The 18,834-nt window shown below is 62.4% G+C and carries 21 protein-coding genes and 1 pseudogene; 13 read left to right on the forward strand and 9 right to left on the reverse strand.

From position 1 onward, the window contains the following. Positions 1 to 106 precede the first annotated feature (106 nt). Entirely contained in the window at positions 107 to 3,406 is a 3,300-nt protein-coding gene (carB, locus tag C8N43_RS08540) for a carbamoyl-phosphate synthase large subunit (protein ID WP_107845191.1), read from the forward strand. 12 nt (positions 3,407 to 3,418) lie between these two features. On the opposite strand, the gene C8N43_RS08545 is transcribed toward carB, so the two are convergent. Then, positions 3,419 to 4,174 carry a hypothetical protein gene (locus C8N43_RS08545; RefSeq protein ID WP_107845192.1) on the reverse strand — a complete coding sequence of 252 codons (756 nt, stop codon included), beginning with the start codon at positions 4,172 to 4,174 and terminating at the stop codon, positions 3,419 to 3,421. Positions 4,175 to 4,601: 427 nt separating this feature from the next. Here C8N43_RS08545 and C8N43_RS08550 point away from each other — a divergent pair, with 427 nt between their 5' ends. Beyond that, on the forward strand, positions 4,602 to 4,841 hold the full coding sequence (locus C8N43_RS08550) for a hypothetical protein (RefSeq protein ID WP_107845193.1): 240 nt from the start codon (positions 4,602 to 4,604) through the stop codon (positions 4,839 to 4,841). Positions 4,842 to 4,994: 153 nt separating this feature from the next. On the opposite strand, the gene C8N43_RS08555 is transcribed toward C8N43_RS08550, so the two are convergent. Beyond that, entirely contained in the window at positions 4,995 to 5,447 is a 453-nt protein-coding gene (locus C8N43_RS08555) for a hypothetical protein (RefSeq protein ID WP_107845194.1), read from the reverse strand. Positions 5,448 to 5,744: 297 nt separating this feature from the next. On the opposite strand from C8N43_RS08555, the gene C8N43_RS08560 reads away from it, so the two are divergent. Further along, positions 5,745 to 6,329, forward strand: a complete 585-nt coding sequence (locus tag C8N43_RS08560; protein WP_107845195.1) for a thymidine kinase — start codon at positions 5,745 to 5,747, stop codon at positions 6,327 to 6,329. Next, a complete protein-coding gene (locus C8N43_RS08565; RefSeq protein WP_107845196.1) occupies positions 6,326 to 6,691 on the forward strand; it encodes a hypothetical protein in 366 nt (121 codons plus the stop codon). The genes C8N43_RS08560 and C8N43_RS08565 overlap by 4 nt, the downstream gene beginning before the upstream one ends. A 101-nt stretch (positions 6,692 to 6,792) precedes the next feature. Here the strand turns inward: C8N43_RS08565 and C8N43_RS08570 are convergent, their stop codons facing one another. Further along, complete coding sequence (locus tag C8N43_RS08570) at positions 6,793 to 8,115, reverse strand: ABC1 kinase family protein (protein WP_107845197.1); 1,323 nt, start codon at positions 8,113 to 8,115, stop codon at positions 6,793 to 6,795. Between the two features lie 412 nt (positions 8,116 to 8,527). On the opposite strand from C8N43_RS08570, the pseudogene C8N43_RS19885 reads away from it, so the two are divergent. From C8N43_RS19885 to trmD, 3 genes and pseudogenes are all read left to right on the forward strand, one after another. Continuing rightward, positions 8,528 to 8,647, forward strand: a pseudogene (locus C8N43_RS19885) (YdeI/OmpD-associated family protein); the annotation flags it as partial. A gap of 77 nt (positions 8,648 to 8,724) precedes the next feature. Further along, positions 8,725 to 9,183, forward strand: a complete 459-nt coding sequence (locus tag C8N43_RS08580) for a DUF1905 domain-containing protein (protein WP_107845198.1) — start codon at positions 8,725 to 8,727, stop codon at positions 9,181 to 9,183. Between the two features lie 33 nt (positions 9,184 to 9,216). Next, entirely contained in the window at positions 9,217 to 10,002 is a 786-nt protein-coding gene (gene trmD, locus C8N43_RS08585) for a tRNA (guanosine(37)-N1)-methyltransferase TrmD (protein WP_107846303.1), read from the forward strand. On the opposite strand, the gene C8N43_RS08590 is transcribed toward trmD, so the two are convergent. From C8N43_RS08590 to C8N43_RS08600, 3 genes are all read right to left on the reverse strand, one after another. After that, complete coding sequence (locus C8N43_RS08590; protein WP_107845199.1) at positions 10,003 to 10,353, reverse strand: phage holin family protein; 351 nt, start codon at positions 10,351 to 10,353, stop codon at positions 10,003 to 10,005. Continuing rightward, on the reverse strand, positions 10,353 to 10,682 hold the full coding sequence (locus tag C8N43_RS08595) for a DUF883 family protein (protein ID WP_107845200.1): 330 nt from the start codon (positions 10,680 to 10,682) through the stop codon (positions 10,353 to 10,355). Before C8N43_RS08595 ends, C8N43_RS08590 begins: the two co-directional genes overlap by 1 nt. A gap of 82 nt (positions 10,683 to 10,764) precedes the next feature. Beyond that, the gene (locus C8N43_RS08600; RefSeq protein WP_158269949.1) at positions 10,765 to 11,823 is read right to left on the reverse strand and encodes an AI-2E family transporter; all 1,059 of its coding nucleotides are present in this window, start codon (positions 11,821 to 11,823) and stop codon (positions 10,765 to 10,767) included. A gap of 151 nt (positions 11,824 to 11,974) precedes the next feature. On the opposite strand from C8N43_RS08600, the gene C8N43_RS08605 reads away from it, so the two are divergent. The 3 genes from C8N43_RS08605 to rpmE all read left to right on the forward strand — a co-directional run bounded on the left by C8N43_RS08605 (position 11,975) and on the right by rpmE (position 13,906). Further along, positions 11,975 to 12,991, forward strand: a complete 1,017-nt coding sequence (locus C8N43_RS08605) for a Hint domain-containing protein (RefSeq protein WP_107845202.1) — start codon at positions 11,975 to 11,977, stop codon at positions 12,989 to 12,991. A 292-nt stretch (positions 12,992 to 13,283) separates the two neighbouring features. After that, positions 13,284 to 13,670 (forward strand): 50S ribosomal protein L19, encoded by a 387-nt coding sequence (gene rplS / locus C8N43_RS08610; protein ID WP_107845203.1) that lies wholly within the window; start codon positions 13,284 to 13,286, stop codon positions 13,668 to 13,670. A 14-nt stretch (positions 13,671 to 13,684) separates the two neighbouring features. After that, entirely contained in the window at positions 13,685 to 13,906 is a 222-nt protein-coding gene (gene rpmE / locus C8N43_RS08615) for a 50S ribosomal protein L31 (protein ID WP_107845204.1), read from the forward strand. 86 nt (positions 13,907 to 13,992) lie between these two features. Here the strand turns inward: rpmE and C8N43_RS08620 are convergent, their stop codons facing one another. Further along, on the reverse strand, positions 13,993 to 14,403 hold the full coding sequence (locus C8N43_RS08620; protein WP_245912957.1) for a hypothetical protein: 411 nt from the start codon (positions 14,401 to 14,403) through the stop codon (positions 13,993 to 13,995). 50 nt (positions 14,404 to 14,453) lie between these two features. After that, a complete protein-coding gene (locus C8N43_RS08625; RefSeq protein WP_107845206.1) occupies positions 14,454 to 15,041 on the reverse strand; it encodes a TetR/AcrR family transcriptional regulator in 588 nt (195 codons plus the stop codon). A 434-nt stretch (positions 15,042 to 15,475) separates the two neighbouring features. On the opposite strand from C8N43_RS08625, the gene C8N43_RS08630 reads away from it, so the two are divergent. After that, positions 15,476 to 16,288 carry a division plane positioning ATPase MipZ gene (locus tag C8N43_RS08630; protein WP_107845207.1) on the forward strand — a complete coding sequence of 271 codons (813 nt, stop codon included), beginning with the start codon at positions 15,476 to 15,478 and terminating at the stop codon, positions 16,286 to 16,288. 10 nt (positions 16,289 to 16,298) lie between these two features. Here the strand turns inward: C8N43_RS08630 and C8N43_RS08635 are convergent, their stop codons facing one another. After that, positions 16,299 to 16,622, reverse strand: coding sequence for a hypothetical protein (locus tag C8N43_RS08635; RefSeq protein ID WP_107845208.1), 324 nt, complete (start codon positions 16,620 to 16,622; stop codon positions 16,299 to 16,301). Between the two features lie 255 nt (positions 16,623 to 16,877). On the opposite strand from C8N43_RS08635, the gene C8N43_RS08640 reads away from it, so the two are divergent. Then, on the forward strand, positions 16,878 to 17,993 hold the full coding sequence (locus C8N43_RS08640) for a cupin domain-containing protein (protein WP_425437047.1): 1,116 nt from the start codon (positions 16,878 to 16,880) through the stop codon (positions 17,991 to 17,993). Between the two features lie 64 nt (positions 17,994 to 18,057). Next, entirely contained in the window at positions 18,058 to 18,795 is a 738-nt protein-coding gene (locus tag C8N43_RS08645; protein ID WP_107845209.1) for a sensor histidine kinase, read from the forward strand. Positions 18,796 to 18,834: the final 39 nt, after the last annotated feature.

Raw genomic sequence — 18,834 nt, forward strand, 5'->3', positions numbered from 1 at the left:
TCTAACCCGGCGGAAAAGATTCTCAAATCCCCGCCCACACGCCCTTGCACCCCATGGGCGGACTCCTTAAACCCACGATAATTTGCGCAATCCTAGGGGTCGGACCATGCCAAAAAGAACCGATATCAGCTCCATCATGATCATCGGCGCGGGCCCCATTGTCATCGGACAGGCCTGCGAGTTCGACTACTCGGGCGCTCAGGCCTGCAAGGCCCTGCGCGAAGAAGGCTACCGGGTGATCTTGGTCAACTCGAACCCCGCCACGATCATGACCGACCCCGATATGGCCGATGCCACCTATATCGAGCCGATCACCCCCGAGATTGTTGCCAAGATCATCGAGAAAGAACGCCCCGACGCACTGCTGCCCACCATGGGCGGGCAGACCGGGCTGAACACCTCGCTCGCGCTTGAAGAGATGGGCGTGCTGGACAAGTTCGGCGTCGAGATGATCGGTGCCAAGCGAGAGGCCATCGAGATGGCCGAAGACCGCAAGCTGTTCCGCGAGGCGATGGACCGCCTCGGCCTCGAAAACCCCAAGGCCACCATCGCCAACACCATGCAGGAATGCATGGACGCCATCGAATATGTCGGCCTGCCCGCCATCATCCGCCCCGCCTTCACGCTTGGCGGCACCGGCGGTGGGGTCGCGTATAACCGCGCGGATTACGAGTATTACTGCAAGTCCGGCCTTGATGCGTCCCCAGTCAACCAGATCCTGATCGACGAAAGCCTGCTGGGCTGGAAGGAATTCGAGATGGAGGTCGTGCGCGACCGCGCCGACAACGCGATCATCGTCTGCGCCATCGAGAACGTCGACCCAATGGGCGTACACACGGGCGACAGCATCACCGTTGCCCCGGCCCTGACGCTGACCGACAAGGAATACCAGGCGATGCGCAACGCCTCGATCGCCGTGCTGCGCGAAATCGGGGTCGAGACGGGCGGATCCAACGTGCAATGGGCCGTGAACCCCGCCGATGGCCGCATGGTCGTGATCGAGATGAACCCGCGGGTGTCGCGCTCTTCCGCGCTGGCGTCCAAGGCAACCGGCTTCCCGATCGCAAAGATCGCAGCCAAGCTGGCGGTGGGCTACACGCTCGATGAGTTGGACAACGACATCACCAAGGTGACGCCTGCCAGCTTCGAGCCCACGATTGACTACGTGGTCACCAAGATCCCGCGCTTCGCCTTCGAGAAGTTCCCCGGCTCCGAGCCGACGCTGACCACGGCGATGAAATCCGTGGGCGAGGCCATGGCCATCGGCCGCACCATCCACGAGAGCCTGCAAAAGGCGCTCGCCTCGATGGAGACCGGGCTGACCGGCTTTGACGAGATCGACATCGACGGCATGCCCAGCCCCGACGCCGTGACCCGCAAGGACGGCATGCTGTTCGGCAAGACCGAGGGCGCGCAGCAGGCCATCGACAAGGCCCTGACCCGCGAACTGGCCCGCCAAACCCCGGACCGGCTTCGGGTGATCGCCCATGCGATGCGCTTTGGCTTCTCCGATGACGAAATCCAGCAGATCACCAGCTTCGATCCGTGGTTCCTCGCCCGCATCCGCGAGATTATCGAGGCTGAGGCCAAGGTGGCCAAGGACGGCCTGCCCATGACCGAGGACGGGCTGCGCGAGCTGAAAATGCTGGGCTTCTCCGACGCGCGGCTGGCCAAGCTGACGGGCCGCAACGAGACCGACGTGCGCAAGGCGCGCCAGAACCTTGGCGTCACGGCGGTGTTCAAGCGCATCGACACCTGCGCCGCAGAGTTCGAGGCGCAGACGCCCTACATGTATTCCACCTACGAGGCCCCGATGATGGGCGAGGTCGAGTGCGAAGCGCGGCCATCGGACGCCAAGAAGGTCGTCATCCTCGGCGGTGGCCCGAACCGCATCGGCCAGGGCATCGAGTTCGACTATTGCTGCGTCCACGCCTGCTACGCGCTGACCAAGGCGGGCTACGAGACGATCATGATCAACTGCAACCCCGAGACCGTGTCGACGGATTATGACACCTCGGACCGGCTCTATTTCGAGCCGCTGACCTTCGAGCATGTGATGGAAATCCTGCGCGTCGAGCAGGAGCGCGGCACGCTGCATGGCGTGATCGTGCAATTCGGCGGGCAGACGCCGCTGAAGATCGCGCAGGCGTTGAATGACGAGGGCATCCCGATCCTGGGCACCTCGCCCGACGCCATCGATCTGGCCGAAGACCGCGAGCGGTTCCAGCAGCTGGTGCAGAAACTGGGGCTGAAGCAGCCGCATAACGGCCTTGCCCATTCCGACGCGGAAGCCTTCGAGAAGGCCGCGGAGATCGGCTTCCCGCTGGTGATCCGGCCGTCCTATGTGCTGGGGGGCCGCGCGATGGAGATCGTGCGCGATCAGGCGCAGCTGGAGCGCTACATTTCCGAGGCGGTCGTGGTCTCGGGCGACAGCCCGGTGCTGCTCGACAGCTACCTGTCCGGCGCGGTCGAGGTGGATGTGGATGCGCTGTGCGACGGCGAGAAGGTCCATGTCGCGGGCATCATGCAGCACATCGAAGAGGCCGGCGTGCATTCCGGGGACAGTGCCTGCTCGCTGCCGCCCTACTCCCTGTCGCCTTCGATCATCGAAGAGCTGCGGGTGCAGACCAAGGCGCTGGCGCTCGCGCTGAACGTCGTGGGGCTGATGAATGTGCAATTCGCCATCAAGGACGACGTGATTTACCTGATCGAGGTGAACCCGCGCGCCTCCCGCACGGTGCCGTTCGTGGCCAAGGCCATCGGCTCGCCGATTGCGTCCATCGCGGCGCAGGTCATGGCGGGCGCAAGCCTTGATGAGTTCGAGCTGATCGATCCGATCATCGACACCTATGCGGTGAAAGAGGCCGTGCTGCCCTTCGCCCGCTTCCCCGGCGTGGACACGATCCTCGGCCCGGAGATGCGCTCGACCGGCGAGGTCATGGGCTCCGACGCCAACTTCCACCGCGCGTTTCTTAAGGCGCAGCTGGGGGCGGGCACGATCCTGCCGGAGGGCGGGACCGGCAAGGTCTTCATCTCGATCCGCAACGAGGACAAGACCCCCGACATGCTCGAGGCCGCCCGCGCAGTGTCAGAGCTGGGCCACGCCCTGATCGCCACCCGCGGCACGGCCAGCTGGCTAGAGAGCCATGGCCTTGTCTGCGAGACTGTGAACAAGGTGTATGAGGGGCGTCCGAACATCGTGGACCAGATGAAGGACGGGCTGATCTCGCTGGTGTTCAACACGACCGAGGGCGCCCAGGCCGTCGAGGACAGCCGCGACATCCGCTCCATCGCGCTTTACGACAAGATCCCCTACTTCACCACCGCCGCCGCGTCCCACGCCTGCGCCTTGGCCATGAAGGCCCGGGTTGAGGGGGATATCGGGGTTATGGCGTTGCAGGGGTGATTAAGCATACAGCTAGAGACCTTTTTTCTCTCTCAGTCGATCCATAGCTACATTGAAGTTGTCCTCAAATTCTTCTGGCAAATCGAAAACTAGGTTGTAGTTAAGTGTAAGAGTGCCATCGCCAGAATGCGCTGCAACTTTCTTTACGCAATCGGCGATAAAGTCCTGAATTCTTGCGCTTTCAGCGACTTGCCTGCTGACCGCTCCCTTGAGAATTGAGAACGGTTCCGCCCAGTCTTCATCCTCTAAATAGACAAGAGCAAATTCCTTCTCCCACTCCACCATATCTTCGAGACACTTAGAGATATTTTTTGTCGTGTGCAGTATTTCCCATTCGTCACCGGGAACACTATTTTCACCCCATGCTGCAACCAGATCATTTTCGACAATTACTTTCATTGCATTAACAAGTCGCTGCGCCTCATCCATCTTTCGATTCAAGAAAACAGATTCCGAGCCTTCGTGAAGTACCAAACTTTTTCCAAATACAACATCAGCCTCGACATCTCTTAATTCTCGAAGCGCAGGCTCAAAAAATCTATTGATAAGTTCCAGAGTAAGCTGACCTTCCCAGAAGCCATCTTTCTCTTGGACAATATTCATCGCCAACGGAGACACATCAGCGAATGGCTTGAAAACCCTGTTCGCAACTTCCAGTCGAATTTTTCGTCCATCGGTTTTCATTAGGTTTGCAGTAAAAACATCATGCTGCTTCTTCCAAGCAAATAGCAGCTCGGCAGAAAACGCGATTTCATCGTCATCTACCATCTTGTGGCATTTCCGACATAGCCAGATAGCATTCGAAATACTCGCGCGTTGCACGTCACTCATTTTCCGATCGTACCGAGCCGTACCCATTCTAGCCCCATGGATATGAGCGGCCTCACCAATCCGAACAACTCGATCTGGGTCAGAAGCAGCACTTGAAGTATTGCGTAAACAGTCAGGGTTCGCACACATCTGGCCAGCGCGGTCGGCTAGAATTCTCTTTGTAGGTTGACTAAAATCTGGAGCTTTTCCCAATAATACGATCCTGAAAAGTTCTGAATAAATAAAGCGTACTTGTTCCCTGCAGATTGGAAAACCTCTGTTAGATTGAATTCTCATTTAATTCAAATGTGAAGTACATCACGATCCTACAGACACCAGCGTTTCCATGCTTAATTTCCCAAATTCGTTCCAATGGAGTTCCCACATGCGCCCCATTACCCTCATCAACACGACTATCGCCCTAGCCGCCGTCGCGCCAGAACCGGTCAGCCACACCACCCTCCCCTTTTTCGACGACAGATACCGCACCAAGGGAGACCCTTGCCGCCGCATTGGCGAGGAAAATTTTACGGGAGAATTTCTCTACCACATTGCAGACCTCGTGGGCTGTCCGGCGGACATGGACATCCTAGGCGTGTTCGTGAGTGACACGGGCGCGGCATAGGTGGCGCGTAAGGATAGGTATATGCTGTATTCCGTGCCGACTCGGTAGCCCGCCCCCTTGCCCGACAAAAGTCCGACGCAAAGCCGACAGGTATCCGACAGGCGGTTTTGGCCCGTCAACAGGCCCCGAAAGGCGGCCATGCCCGTGCTGGGTTCAAGTAACCTCTTCTTCCAGATGCAGCTTCATCTCTACCAGCACCTTCTGCAGCTCCAGGGTCTCGGACAGCATGCGTTTGGCCTCGGTCACCGTGATCACCCCGTCCTCGATGGACTGGTTGTACTCGCCCATCAGCATCGCGAACCGCTGCGCCAGCGCCACCACGTTGGTGTTCACCGACGTGGCGTTGCCGCGGCGGCCGGTTTCGACCTCGAGCGTGTTGCCGTTGATCTCGGCCAAGGCCTGCGTGACGTGGGGGAAGCTCGCCACGGCCTCGAGCGAGGCGACGGCGTCGAGTGGCATGTAGCGGTCAGAATGCTCCTCGGCATCGGAATAGTAGCGGCCCAGCGTCGCCTTGGAGCGGCCGGTGATCTTGCACGCCGCCTCCACGCCCACATCCTTGACCAACGCCTCGGTGTGCTTCTTCAGGTATCTGTTTGTCGTCCCCATCGCGTCACTTGTCCCCGCAGGCTCACCCCGTTCACAGGGGAATAGCCCAAAGCCTTTCCCCTGCGCAATTGCTTTCCCCTTCGCTACCACAAGGCAGCTCCTAGGGTATGGGGGCTAATGACAGCGAAGGGGTCTTGTGCTGAAGGCCGTGACGCTGAGGTGGGGGGCAGTGGCCGGCAGGGGTGCCGGGTAATCACCCCCAAGGTCATAGCTTTCCCTAGCGTGCTCCCCACCGACCTGCCGCGGCGCGGCGCGGGCGTCTTGCCCGGCCCCGCGGCCCCTGCTACGCACACGCCCATGGCGAAGCTCTACTTCCACTACTCCACCATGAATGCGGGCAAATCGACCCTGCTGTTGCAGGCCGCGCATAACTACCACGAGATGGGGATGGAGACCTATCTGCTGACCGCCGATTTTGACGACCGGGCGGGGGTGGGCCAGATCGGCTCGCGCATCGGGCTCGCGCGGGAGGCGGATATCTACGGCCCCTCGGCGGACCTGTTTGCGATGATCGAGGCGCGGCTGGCACGCGGCGCAGTGGCCTGCGTGATGGTGGACGAGGCGCAGTGGCTGTCGAAGAGCCAAGTCTGGCAGCTGGCCCGCGCGGTGGATGATTTGCGCGTGCCGGTGATGTGCTACGGGTTGCGGGTGGACTTCCGGGGCGAGCTGTTCCCGGGATCGGCCACGCTGCTGGCGCTGGCCGACGAAATGCGCGAAGTCCGCACGATCTGCCATTGCGGCAAGAAGGCCACAATGGTGATCCGAAAAGGCCCCGACGGCAAGGCGCTGGTGGATGGCGACCAGGTGCAGGTGGGCGGCAACGAGACCTACGTGTCGCTCTGCCGCAAGCATTTCCGCGAGGCGACCGGGGACCGGACATGAAGCGCTTTGTGCTTTGGCTGGTGTCGCTGGGGCTTGCCTGGCTGGTGGGGTACGGGATGCGGGACCTGCAGGAGATCTTCGGCGATCTCAACACCGCCGGTGTCATCGAGTGGCAGGCGGCCCTGATGGGCCTGTTCGAGGAGCTGTCCGGCACCGCCTGCGTGACGGCGGATCAACTGCGCGCGGCAGTCGAGGCCCGGGGTTGGGAGATAGGTGCGAGCGATCCCGGCATCGTGCTAAGCGAGGCGCCGTTTGATCGCGCGGTGGAGGTGGTCTGGGTCGATGTCACCCCGGGTTTGCCGTTTTCGAAATGGGATCGCGAGCCCTTCGGCTTTGGGGCCGATGGCTGCTACCTGAGCTGAGTGGCACGGGTAAGTGTCGCCGCAGGCTGTGCCTGCGTCGATCCGCTGGGGGCGCTGCCCCCGCACCCCCGCCGTGTTTATGGAACAAAGAAAAAAGGCGGTCAGAGATAGGCGTGGAGTATGGGCGCGACGTTGACGCGCGCTTTCAGGCGGGTGGCCAACAGGTAGATGCCCGCGAATTTGCGCTGGATGTAGAGCGTGTCCATCGGCGGGATCACCCAGAAGTCGCGGTCGCGGCCGAACTCCATGCCTGCGTCGCGGAGCTGTGCCACCGTCGGATTGGTGGCGAAATCGAAGGGTTCGGTGCTGCGCAGGGGCGTGAAGGCGATCTCCATCATGTCGAGGATCTGGCGCTGGTGATGCTCGGACGTGTCCGCGTTGAAATAGCCGATCTCGATGGCCGCGCGCCGCATATCTTCGCGGGTGCCTTGCAGGCCTGCGCGCAGCAAGGCGCGGAACTTGGCCGATAGCTCCGGCACGATCTCTCTGGCCGCACCGAAATCGAGAAGGATGATCTGGCCTGTCTCGGCGTCATAGCGGTAATTGGCGAAGTTCGGGTCGGTCTGCATGACGCCGAGATCGAAAAGCTCGCGCAGGGTGAGCATGATTAGCCGCTCGGTCACGCGGTTGCGGGTGGCCTGGTCGGCATCGCTGAGGCTTTCGACCGCGACGCCGGGCACATATTCCATGCCGAGGATGTCGGCGGTCGTGAGATCGGCGTAGAGCGCCGGGACGCGGAAGTCGGTCTCGCCCGCCATCAATGTCCCGAAGCGGGCGAGCATCTGGCCCTCGCGCAGGTAGTCGGCTTCCTCATGAAGCTGGCGGCGGGCCTCGTCCAGGAGCGGGCTCAGGTCGAGCTCCTTCGGGATTAGGCCAGACAGGCGCATCAGGGCCGCGACGTTGGACACATCGCTGTCGATGCTCTTGCGCACGCCGGGATATTGCACCTTCACCGCAACCTCGCGCCCGTCCTTGGTGACCCCGCGATGGACCTGTCCGATGGAGGCCGCCGCAATAGGGTACACATCGAAGCGCTTGAACCGCTTGAGAAAATCCGCGCCCCAATTGGCGATCAGCACCTTTTTGAGCTGCTGGGGCGGCATGAAATGGGCGTCGGCGCGCAGATGGGCGAGGATATCGGCAAGTTCGGGCGGCAGGAACTCGCCCGCCTCCATCGACATAAGCTGGCCCATCTTCATCGCGGCCCCGCGCATCTGGGCGAGCTGGTTTGTCAGCCGCGCGGCATTGGCGGGCGTCAGCAGCAGATCGGACATCTGGGGGCGGCGGCCGGCCAGAAGCTCCCGCGCGCCGCCGGTGGCAAGCGACCCGGCGACGCCCGCGGCCACGCCGCCCAAGCGTGCCATCCGGGTCAGGCGGCCATCGGGCACGGCGAGGCCGCGGGGCGTGTGGGTGAATTTGCTCATGGTCGGGGACATAGCGCGCGCTAAATCGCCCGCCATGGCAATGATGGATTTTGAACAGGTTGAGGTGGCCGGCGCGCCGGCGCTGTGGGACTGGCTGGCGGCGCATCACGGGCAGGAGCAAAGCGTCTGGCTGGTGACGTGGAAGGCGGCGCATCGGGACAAATACGTCTCCCGCGAAGAGGTGCTGGATGCCCTGCTGGCCCATGGCTGGATCGATGGGCGGCGCAAGGTGCTGGATGCGGACCGCACGATGCAGCTGATCGCGCCGCGCCGCCAACAGGCGTGGTCGCAAAGCTACAAGGACCGGGTCGCGCGGCTGGAGGAAGAAGGTCGGATGCATCCGGCGGGGGTGGCGAAAGTGGCCGAGGGCCGTGCGTCTGGCCTTTGGGATTTCTTTGCTGATGTCGATGCAATGATCGCCCCGGATGATCTGGTGGCGGCTTTGAGCCCTGCGGCACGGGCGCATTTTGATGCCTATCCCGACGGCTACGCCCGCAATGTGCTGCGCTGGATCAAGCTGGCAAAGACCCCGGCGACCCGCGCAAACGTGTGGCAGAGGTGGCGCGTGTGGCGGCCGAGAATGGCCGCATCCCGCAGATGTGAGCGCCGATGTTTTTCGCCCATGAGTTTGACGCCGAGATCACCAACCAAATCGGGGATCAGCGGCTTGGCACCTGCATCGTGCTGCCCGAAGAGATCGCGGCGCGCCTGCCGTTTGACACTTATACCCGACTTCGCGTCGATGCCGAGATCGGTGGCGTGGACCATCAAGGTGCGTGGGTGCCCTATGGCGGACGCTACAAGATGATGCTGTCGCGCAGGCTTCTGGCGCGGATCGGCAAGGGCTTGGGCGACAGGGTCCGGGTCAGCTTCAACGTCGCCGACCAAGACGCCATGCCCCTGCCGCGGGAGCTGGTCGATGCGTTGGAGGATGACATGTTCTGCGAGGCGTGGGAGGCCATGCCCATCGGGCAAAGACGATCCTGGTGCTACCGGATCGACAAGCTCAAATCGCAAGACGCGCGGCTGCGCAATGTCGACAAGCTGACGGCGGAGCTTTTGGGCTAGGCGTTCGCGCGCGCCTGTCGTATGCCGCACCCCATGGTGAAACCGACGAAATCCCACGGCTCCAAGTCGATCACGGCCTCGATCACCCCGCGCGATCTGATGGCCGAACCTGCGCGCCGTCCGGGTGCGTGGTGCGCCAAGGTGATCACCCTGTTCCCGGAGGCGTTTCCGGGCGTGCTGAGCGCGTCGCTGACCGGCAAGGCGCTGGATCAGGGGCTTTGGGCGCTTGATCCGATTGATCTTCGCATCTTCGGCGAGGGCAAGCACCGCAACGTGGATGACACGCCCTATGGCGGCGGGGCGGGCATGGTGCTGCGCGCCGATATCGTGGGCAAAGCAATTGAGTTCGCCCGGCGCGGCGCACCTGCGCAACCGTTGGTCTACCTGTCGCCCCGCGGACGGCGGTTCGATCAGGCGATGGCGCGCGACTGGGCTGCGGCACCCGGCGTGACAATGCTGTGTGGACGGTTTGAGGGGGTCGATCAACGCGTTTTGGACCACTACGAGATCGAAGAGGTTAGCCTCGGAGATTTCGTGCTGACCGGCGGCGAGTTGGCCGCGCAGGCCATGATCGATGCGACCGTGCGGCTGCTGCCGGGGGTGCTGGGCAATGCAGCCTCGACCGAGGAGGAGAGCCATTCAGCGGGGTTGTTGGAACATCCGCAATACACGCGCCCTGCGGAGTGGAATGGGCTGGGCGTGCCGGAGGTTTTGACCTCGGGCGATCACGGAAAGATCGCCGAATGGCGCGAGGCGCAATCAAAAGCGCTGACCAAAACGCGACGCCCGGACCTTTGGAAGGCCCGGGGCGACAAATAATCAGCGGCGGTGGGCGGACAGCCCGGCCTCCATGCCGAACATGAAGGCTTGCATGAGCGGCGGGTTGTCGGAGGACGGCTGAGCCGCCTTCACCTGCTCGTCGTGCTCGGCCAGATGGTCGCGGCTGTCGCCCGATGACATCACAGCCATACCAATCATCACCAAGCCAATGCCGACATAGGCCGCGCCGATAATTACCGATGCGGTCATCGGATCTGTGAGGAGCGACAGATAGAACCATGCGGCCCAGCTGAGAAAGGCGATGCCCGTGATGACGGCAAGCAGGCCCCCGGTCAGGAGGCCTGCTTTCTTCGACGCGCGCGCCGCTTTTTTCTTGAGGTGCTCGACCATTATTTGCGGCTGCTCATCAGACCCACAAGGAAGCCGAGGCCTGCAGCAATACCGAGCGCGGCGGCGGGCTGATTCTTGATGAAATCATTGGCTTGACCCTGCAGGGCTGCGGCCTGATCGGAGGCTGCGGCGGCGCGCTCGCGGGCGCTGGCGTGCAGCTCGTCGACCTTGGCCTTCGCCGCGTCGCTGATCTCGCCGCCCTTGGCCTTGCCCAGATCGGCAATTAGGCTTGTCAGATCGCTGACGTCCTTGCGCAGCGTATCGAGCTGTGCCGCAACATCGTCGGCGCTGGCGTTAGAATTTGTCACTTCTGCAAGCTTACGGGCCATGGGTGGTCTCCTTTAATTTCGGTTTCGTTCGTGTCTGGGGAAGAAACGCGTCGGTCCCGCGAAGGTTCCACGCGCTTTGCGCTTATTCTGCGGCCTTGAGAGCCGGGGCCTCTTCGGCATCTGGGATCACGTCGCAGGATTTGACCAGGCTCAGGACCCAGACCAGCAGTGGGATTGCTATGAATCCGCCCACCGGCCCCCAGAGCCACAGCCAGAAGACCAGCGACAAGAAAACCAGCAGCGGATTGACCGACATGCGCTTGCCCACGAAGGTCGGCGTGACGAACTGCGCCTCGGTCGCGTTCATGGCAAGGTAAAGCCCGGCAGGCACCACGCTCATCGCGCCGTCGAAGACGGTGATCCCGGTCAGCAGCAGCGCCACCAGCAAGATCGCCGGCCCAAGGTAGAGGATATAGTTCAGCGCGAAGGCAAGAACGCCAAACAGCATCGGCGACGGCATTCCCAGCAGCGACATGACCGTCGCGACGATGACGCCAAAACTGGCATTGATCATGGTGATCGTCAGGAAATACTGGGCCACCTGCCGCTCTGCGCTTGTCAGGTCCTGCTCTGTCAGGCGCGGCAGAGTGCGGCCCGCGAAGCGATAGACATCGGTGCGCACGAGCAGGAAGAAGTAAAGCACGCCCATGAAGGTCATGAATTGTGCCAGCACGCCCGGCGCGTAGATGACCGCGTCGGTCACCTGCGGCATGGGCACGGGCAGCTGGCCGTCATCGTCGCCGCTCTCGGCGGGCGCCGGGGTCTCGTCCGGCTCTATCGCCTCGGAGACATCCTTGGCCATCTCATCGAGCCCCTGCATCATCGCACGGACCTGTTGCAGCGTGCTTTCAAGCTCTCGCATGAGCACCGGGGCCTTCTCGATCGCGGCGCGGATCGAGGGCTCCAGCAGGAACGCGGCCGAGACCACCACGACCAGACCGAAGGCCATCGTGGCAAAGGCCGACACGGCGCGCGGGATGCCAACCTTGTCGGCCATATCGCTGATCGGGGACAAGATGATGCCGACGACAAGGGCCAGCAACAGCGGAGCGGCAATGGGTTCCGCGTACATCAGCGCCGCGAGCGACAAGATGGCGGTACAGATAAACAGGCAGATACTGCTGACGGATTGCGCGGGCATAGGCTTCTCCAATACCGGTGAACGCTTGGGCCACGACATGGGTTCCCCACGCTAGGCGGATCGGATTTTTCTTAATTTGTCTGCATTTGTGACGGGTCCGGAGAGCTTTCGGAAATTATTTACTGGCATCCGCGAGGCCTAGGAGGTCGCGATGCCTATCGTCTTTAACGGCGTCGACAATGAATTTGCCGCCTCGACGGGTAGCAATGTCAACGTCACCGAAAACACGTCCCGTTTTGACAACCCGCCCAACGGGTCCAAGGATCTTGTGATCACCTCCAACGAAGGTGACACGGACCCTCGCCTGTTCGAGTTGGGCGATGCCTATGACGTCAGCTGGGGCGGTCAGGGCGGCGGCGGGTATATGGAAGACGCGGTGGTCATCCGCTCCGACATGTCGCCGGACGGGGTGGGCGGTATCATCGTTTTCGAGGGTACTGACGAGAATGGCGACCTGGCCCAGATTATCTGGACCCCCGATTTCGACCTCGAAGGTTGGTATAACGACAACTACAACCCGTCCGACGAGCCGCAATTTTATACCGAGGACACGAACGCATCCTATTCGCACATGGTGGCCTGCTACGTAACCGGCACGATGATTGCTACGCCGGACGGCGCCCGCGCGGTCGAAGAGCTGAGCCCCGGCGACCCGGTTTTGACACACGACAGCGGCGCGCAGCCCGTGCGCTGGATCACCACCAGCAAACTGCCGGGCTTTGGCCGCGCCGCCCCCGTGGTGTTCGAGGCGGGCACGCTTGGGAACAGTCAAGCGCTCGCCGTCTCCCCCCAACACCGGATTTTGGCCGGCGGCGACGCCCCCCCGGGGCATGCGCACGATGGGGGCGTTCTGATCCCCGCCAAGGCGTTCCTGGGGCTTCACGGGGTTCAGCGGACGCGCCAGCCCGAGGTGCATTACGTGCATCTGCTGCTCGAGGCCCATCATGTCTTGGCCGCCAATGGCGCGGCGAGCGAAAGCCTGTATCTGGGGCCGCAAGCAAAAGATCAGCTGGCCACGAGTTGCGCGAAGGATGCCATGCCCAAGATCACCCATGCGGCCCCGGCGCGTCGGTTGCTGAACGTGCGTCAGGGTCGCGCCTATCTGGCGCGCAAACTGTGCCATCCTGCCCCAAAGGCCCCGTCCCGCCCCATGGGCGCGATGATGTAGCCCCCGATCGGCCCCGCGTATCCGGCAATGATGCCAAAGCCCCTTGATCGGCAGGCCGATGGCGCATATACGCTGCCAGACTGGAATCGGAATACCGACCGGGGCCCTTGTTTTGCTGGACCTTGCCGCGCTTTCTTCGGCGCATCCGACAAGGCAAAGACATCGGGCCATCACAAGCAACGACGACCTGATCTGTGGCGGGCGCATATGCGGACCCGGAAGAAGACCAACAGCTCTTAGGACGCGAGACATATTCTCCGGGCAAACCGGGATCAAAATAGGAGCGTGTCAGATGGACCTGATCGCACAACTCGAGGCGGAACAAATCGCCGAACTGGGGAAAGACATCCCTGACTTCAAGGCGGGTGACACCATCCGCGTTGGCTACAAAGTGACCGAAGGCACCCGCACCCGGGTGCAGAACTACGAAGGCGTCTGCATCGCGCGCAACAATGGCAACGGCATCGCCGGCTCGTTCAACGTGCGCAAGATCTCCTTCGGCGAGGGCGTGGAGCGTGTGTTCCCCCTCTACTCCACCAACATCGACAGCATCACCGTCGTGCGCCGTGGCCGCGTGCGCCGCGCCAAGCTGTACTACCTGCGCTCGCGTCGCGGCAAATCTGCCCGCATCACCGAGCAGACCAACTACAAGCCGCTCTCCAGCGGCGCAGACGCGTAAGGAAGGGCCCTGTCATGAAAAAAGATACCCATCCCGAGTACCACACGATCGACGTCAAGATGACCAATGGCGACGTGGTGCAGATGAAATCCACCTGGGGCTCCGAGGGCGACACGCTGTCGCTCGACATCGACCCCTCCGTGCACCCCGCATGGACCGGCGGCAACCAGCGCCTGATGGACACCGGTGGCCGCGTCTCGAAGTTCAAGAACAAGTACGAAGGCCTGGGCTTCTAAACCCCGCCTTATGTGCAAAGATCAAAAGCCGCACCTTCGGGTGCGGCTTTTTTTGTTGGGGCATCGGGAAGGAAGGGTGGGTCGGCTTAGCCGGACATCTCGGGGTTTGATCCCGCAAACCACCAGACGACCACCGACGCCACGACCATCTCCAGCCAGGCCAGTGGCAGGGCTGTGAACAGCACGGGCAGCGTCGCAAGGTTCATGTTGTAGAGGCCCAGCCACAGGATCACGAAGACCGCAAACCAGACGCCTGTGCCGTACAGGACTGCCCGCGCGAAGGATGCGCCGAAGACCCGCATCGCCATCCACGGCAGCAAAGTTGCGGCGATCACCAGGATCGTGTCCCAGACGCCCCAGATCAAAAACACGGGCACATTCATCGGTGCGACATCGGGCACGACGGAGAAGGCTTCTCGCATCATCGGCATGACGAAGGCGAAATAGCGAAAGACCTCCGACGCGTTGATCCACACAAAATTCACGAAAAGCGCCATTATAAAAGGCGAAGACAGCCGAGAGGCGTCTGTGGTCCGAAGGCGTGTGCTCATATTCCGCGTCCAAGGATTGAGTGCAAAAAACGATCGACCGCGCGGCGCAAGGTGTCCGGCTCTTTCACGCTGCGCGAGAAGGACCAAAGCCCGTTGGTGAAAACCAGCATGACTTCGGCCAATTCGGCGACCTCGCGATCATCAATGGATGGCAGGCTCATGCGCACCGCGCCCACAAAGCCGCGTCGCAGCCGGTCGTTATGGTGCATGACCTGTTCCATGACATCGGCGTCACTCGGAGCCACTTCAGTCGCGGAATTGGCAACGAAGCAGCCCGGCCCCGGCAATCCCCTGGCGTCGCCCGCACTGATCTGGCGTTCGAAATAGGTCGCCACGGCTGTCAGATCTGCGCCCGGCTGCTCGACAATTTCGAACGCGGGCGTAACCACAGTCCGCTGATACCTGTCGAAACAGGCCAGGAAGATTTTCTTCTTGCCACCATAGGTCGCGTAGATCCCGTGACGGCTGACCCCGGTTGCCTTGACCAGATCATCCATCGAGGACGCGTAAAATCCATGCGTCCAGAATTGCTCCAACGCGCGGTCGGCCAGCTGGTCTGGGGTGAAGGATGAAGGACGTGGCATGAGCTTGTTTAACAGAATGATTGTTCTGCATCAAGTTTTAACCGAAATCGCACACCAATGGGCACGCCGGACCGGTCCAGCGCGCTGTGCGGTAATCTCTGAATGGAATGTCACGTTGCGCTGTCGTGCCGACAGCGCCGGGGCGGAGGGGGTGATAGTCCCTCCGCGCGTCCTCGCCGGGACACCGGCGAGACAGGGGTGCCACCCCCCATCCTCATGCATGATTGACGGACGCCCCTCTTTTGGAAGGGACCCGGAACCATTTGGATCGACGTCGATGGCCGGGGGCTTAGCACCTGCGACACTAATGCCGCGTTAACCCTGCGTACGCTGCTTTTGAGCTTTCTTTCGCTTCCCCTCCCCCCGCGCGGGCTTGTATAAGCGCCGCAAACCCCGGGAAACGGGGCCAAACGGAAGAAACGGGATCGAGCACCATGGCCGCGCATATCATCGTCTTTGGGAATGAAAAGGGCGGATCGGGCAAATCCACCAATTGCATGCATGTCACCACCGCGCTGGTGCGGATGGGCCATTCGGTGGGTGCTTTGGACCTGGACCTGCGCCAGCGGAGCTTCTCGCGCTACTGCGAAAACCGCGCGGCCTACGCCGCCAAGGAAGGTCTCGATCTGGCGCTGCCCGAAGTGGTCGAGCTGCCCGAGGTCGACCCCGCCGCGCTTGCCCCTGGCGAGAACCTGTATGACCGCCGCCTGACCGAGGCCGTGGCGGGCATGGAGGGCCGGTTTGACTTCATCGTCATCGACTGCCCCGGCTCCCACACACGCCTGAGCCAGGTCGCCCACTCGCTGGCCGACACGCTGGTCACGCCCTTGAATGACAGCTTCATCGATTTCGACCTGCTGGCCCGCATCGACCCGGAGACGCAGGATGTTCTGGGCCCGTCGGTCTATGCCGAAATGGTCTGGCAGGCGCGGCAGCTGCGCGCGCAGGCGGGGCTAAGCCCCATCGACTGGATTGTCGTGCGCAACCGCGTGGGCACCCAGCGGATGCATAACAAGAAAAAGATCACCGACGCCGTGGACCAACTGGCCAAACGGATCGGCTTTCGCGTTGCGCCGGGCTTCTCGGAGCGGGTGATCTTCCGCGAGTTGTTCCCGCGCGGTCTGACCTTGATGGATCTGGGCGATATCGGAGTGAAGAATCTCAACATCTCCAACATCGCGGCCCGTCAAGAAGTGCGTGAGCTGGTCAAAGCCCTGCGCCTTCCCGGTGTCGAGGTGAATTTCTAGCGCATTGCCCTCAGGGCTGGCCTAAACCCGCAAACTGCCGTGTGCGCAGACCGCGCAGGCTTTCGCTTGCCGATTGCACGACCCCGATGCTGGGCGCGGGAAGCTGAGCTGGATGCACCTCCCCGGCCTGCGCGGCAGGGTAGCCGTCCATCGTGGCCTGAAAAGCCGGTGTCGCCGCCATGACGGACGCGAACTGCTCCGCCAGGCCCAGATAGATCGGCCCGCGCTCCATCTGACCAGAGGAGATGCCGACATAGAGCATCCCGCTTGCGGCCAGCGCGAAGGCGAAGCAAAACAGCTGAAGATGTTTGAAGATCGAAAGCACGACGCTCATGGGCGCCCTGCCCATCCGCCGTGGCGTGGACGTCGCCCACCGCACTCATTCACCACACTTTGTCCCATAGGGGAGACCTTCCACATGACGTGTTAAGCCCCCGTGAATCACATCGCCCCCAATTGCGGCATACAGCCGACTTTTCGGGGTCAATTTGATGTTAATGCGGCTCAAATCTGCGCGCGTCCCCTTGCTTTGACCCCCGCGCGCCGCGCCGCTAGGGTCTGCGCAGACCACCTGCAAGGACCGCCGCCCGTGACCGACACCTCCCCCGCGCAGATCACCGCCGCAGAGATCGTGCTGCCCGCGCGCGCGCTCTCGCCGGAGATGGCGTTCTTCATCGATACGCTGGGCTTCCGGCTCGACGAGATCTACCCCGCCGATGATCCCGCCGTGGCGGTGCTGTCGGGCCACGGGATGCGCATCCGGCTTGACCGCGCGGCGGAGCAGCCGCCGGGGCACGTGCACCTGCGCTGCACCGATCCGGATGGCTTCGCGGCTGGCGCGCGGCGGCTGACCTCCCCAAGCGGGACCACGGTCGAGATCATCGATGCCGACCCTGTGCTGGAGACGCCCGAGACCCAGCACGCCTTTCTCGTCCGCCACCTGCGGGACAGTGATGCCTGGGTGATTGGCCGCGCGGGCATGCGCTACCGCGACCTGATCCCCGACCGGCTTGGCGGCTCGATCATCGCCTCCCATATCCGCATTCCCGACGGCGGCCCGGTGCCCGACATGGTGCATTTCCACGTGGTCGGGTTTCAGCTGATCTTCTGCCTCGCGGGCTGGGTGCGGCTGGTCTACGAGGATCAGGGCCCGCCCTTTGTGCTGGAGGCGGGGAATGCCGTGATCCAGCCGCCGCAAATCCGCCACCGCGTGCTGGAGGCGTCTGATAATGTCGAAGTGCTGGAGATCGGCGTGCCCGCCGAGCATCTCACCAAAATCGACCACGATATGGAACTGCCCAACGGGCGCAGTGACCCGGACCGCACATGGGACGGTACGAGATTTATCCATTTCAAGGCCCCGGAGGTCAGCTGGGGCCCATGGCGCCTGCCCGGCTGGGAGGCCCAGGACACCGGCATCGGGGCGGCGACCGCGGGGGTGGCAGGCGTGAAGGTTGTGCGACCGGACGGCACGGCCGAGGCTGGATGGAGCCGCCACACGACCGACATCCTGTTCACCTTCGTGCAGTCCGGCGAAGTGACTTTGGACGCCCGCGGCACGCCTGCCACGCGCCTGTCCACCGGCGACGCCTTTGTTGTGCCGCCGCATCTGGAGACCCGTCTGAGCGCGCCAAGCGCGGAGTGTCGCCTGATCGAGGTCGCGCTTGGCGCGACGTTCGACACCGTGCCGGGCGCGCCTGCTTAACGGCTTCTTCAGCACTCGGGCCTTATGGAAGCAGGAATGTCGTGTTTTTCCAAGTGAGCCCCAGATGCAGCCAGCCCTTCGCCCCGAGACACATCAAGTGCCCGACCCTGCCGCCGAGGCGCGCGCGGAGTTCGAAGAATTTGTCTACATCCTGAGCCACGATCTGCGCGCCTCGATCCGCGCGATGAGCGAGTTGCCGGAATGGATTCACGAGGATCTTTTGGAAGCCGGGCTCGACCTACCGGACTCTGTCGTCGAGTATTTCGGCCTGATGCGCACCCATACGGCCCGATTGGACCAGATGCTGCTGGATTTGCTGACCTATTCGCGCGTCGGGCGCATGCAGACGGTGCAGGTGCTGGATGTCGGTCCCGCGCTTAACGCTGTCCTGGGCAAGATTTCCGGGATTGGCGCCTTTGAGATCACCCGCGACCTGTCGCAAAGCAACATCCGCATGGGCGATCGCGATCTGGACATGCTGCTCGATTGCCTTTTGACAAATGCCGTCAAGCACAATCCGGAAGGCGCGGGCCATATCCGCATTTCAACCCATGTCGCGGAGCGCGACGTGGTGATCGAGGTGTCCGACGACGGCCCCGGCATCCCTGAGAAGGAACGCGAGCGGCTGCTCGGCCCCATGACAACCCTGAAATCCCGCGACGAGATCGAGGGTAGCGGCATGGGGCTTGCGATCGCCAACAAGATCACAAAGCACTATGACGGGGCTCTTGAGCTTGCGTCTGGCACTGACGGGCGGGGCCTGAGCGTTCGCGTTCAGATCAAGCAGCCGTTGCAGAGCTGAAACGGCTTTCAGTTTTATTCAAATGCGACGGATTTCGAG

The organism is Litoreibacter ponti, from assembly GCF_003054285.1.
GTDB lineage: Bacteria > Pseudomonadota > Alphaproteobacteria > Rhodobacterales > Rhodobacteraceae > Litoreibacter > Litoreibacter ponti.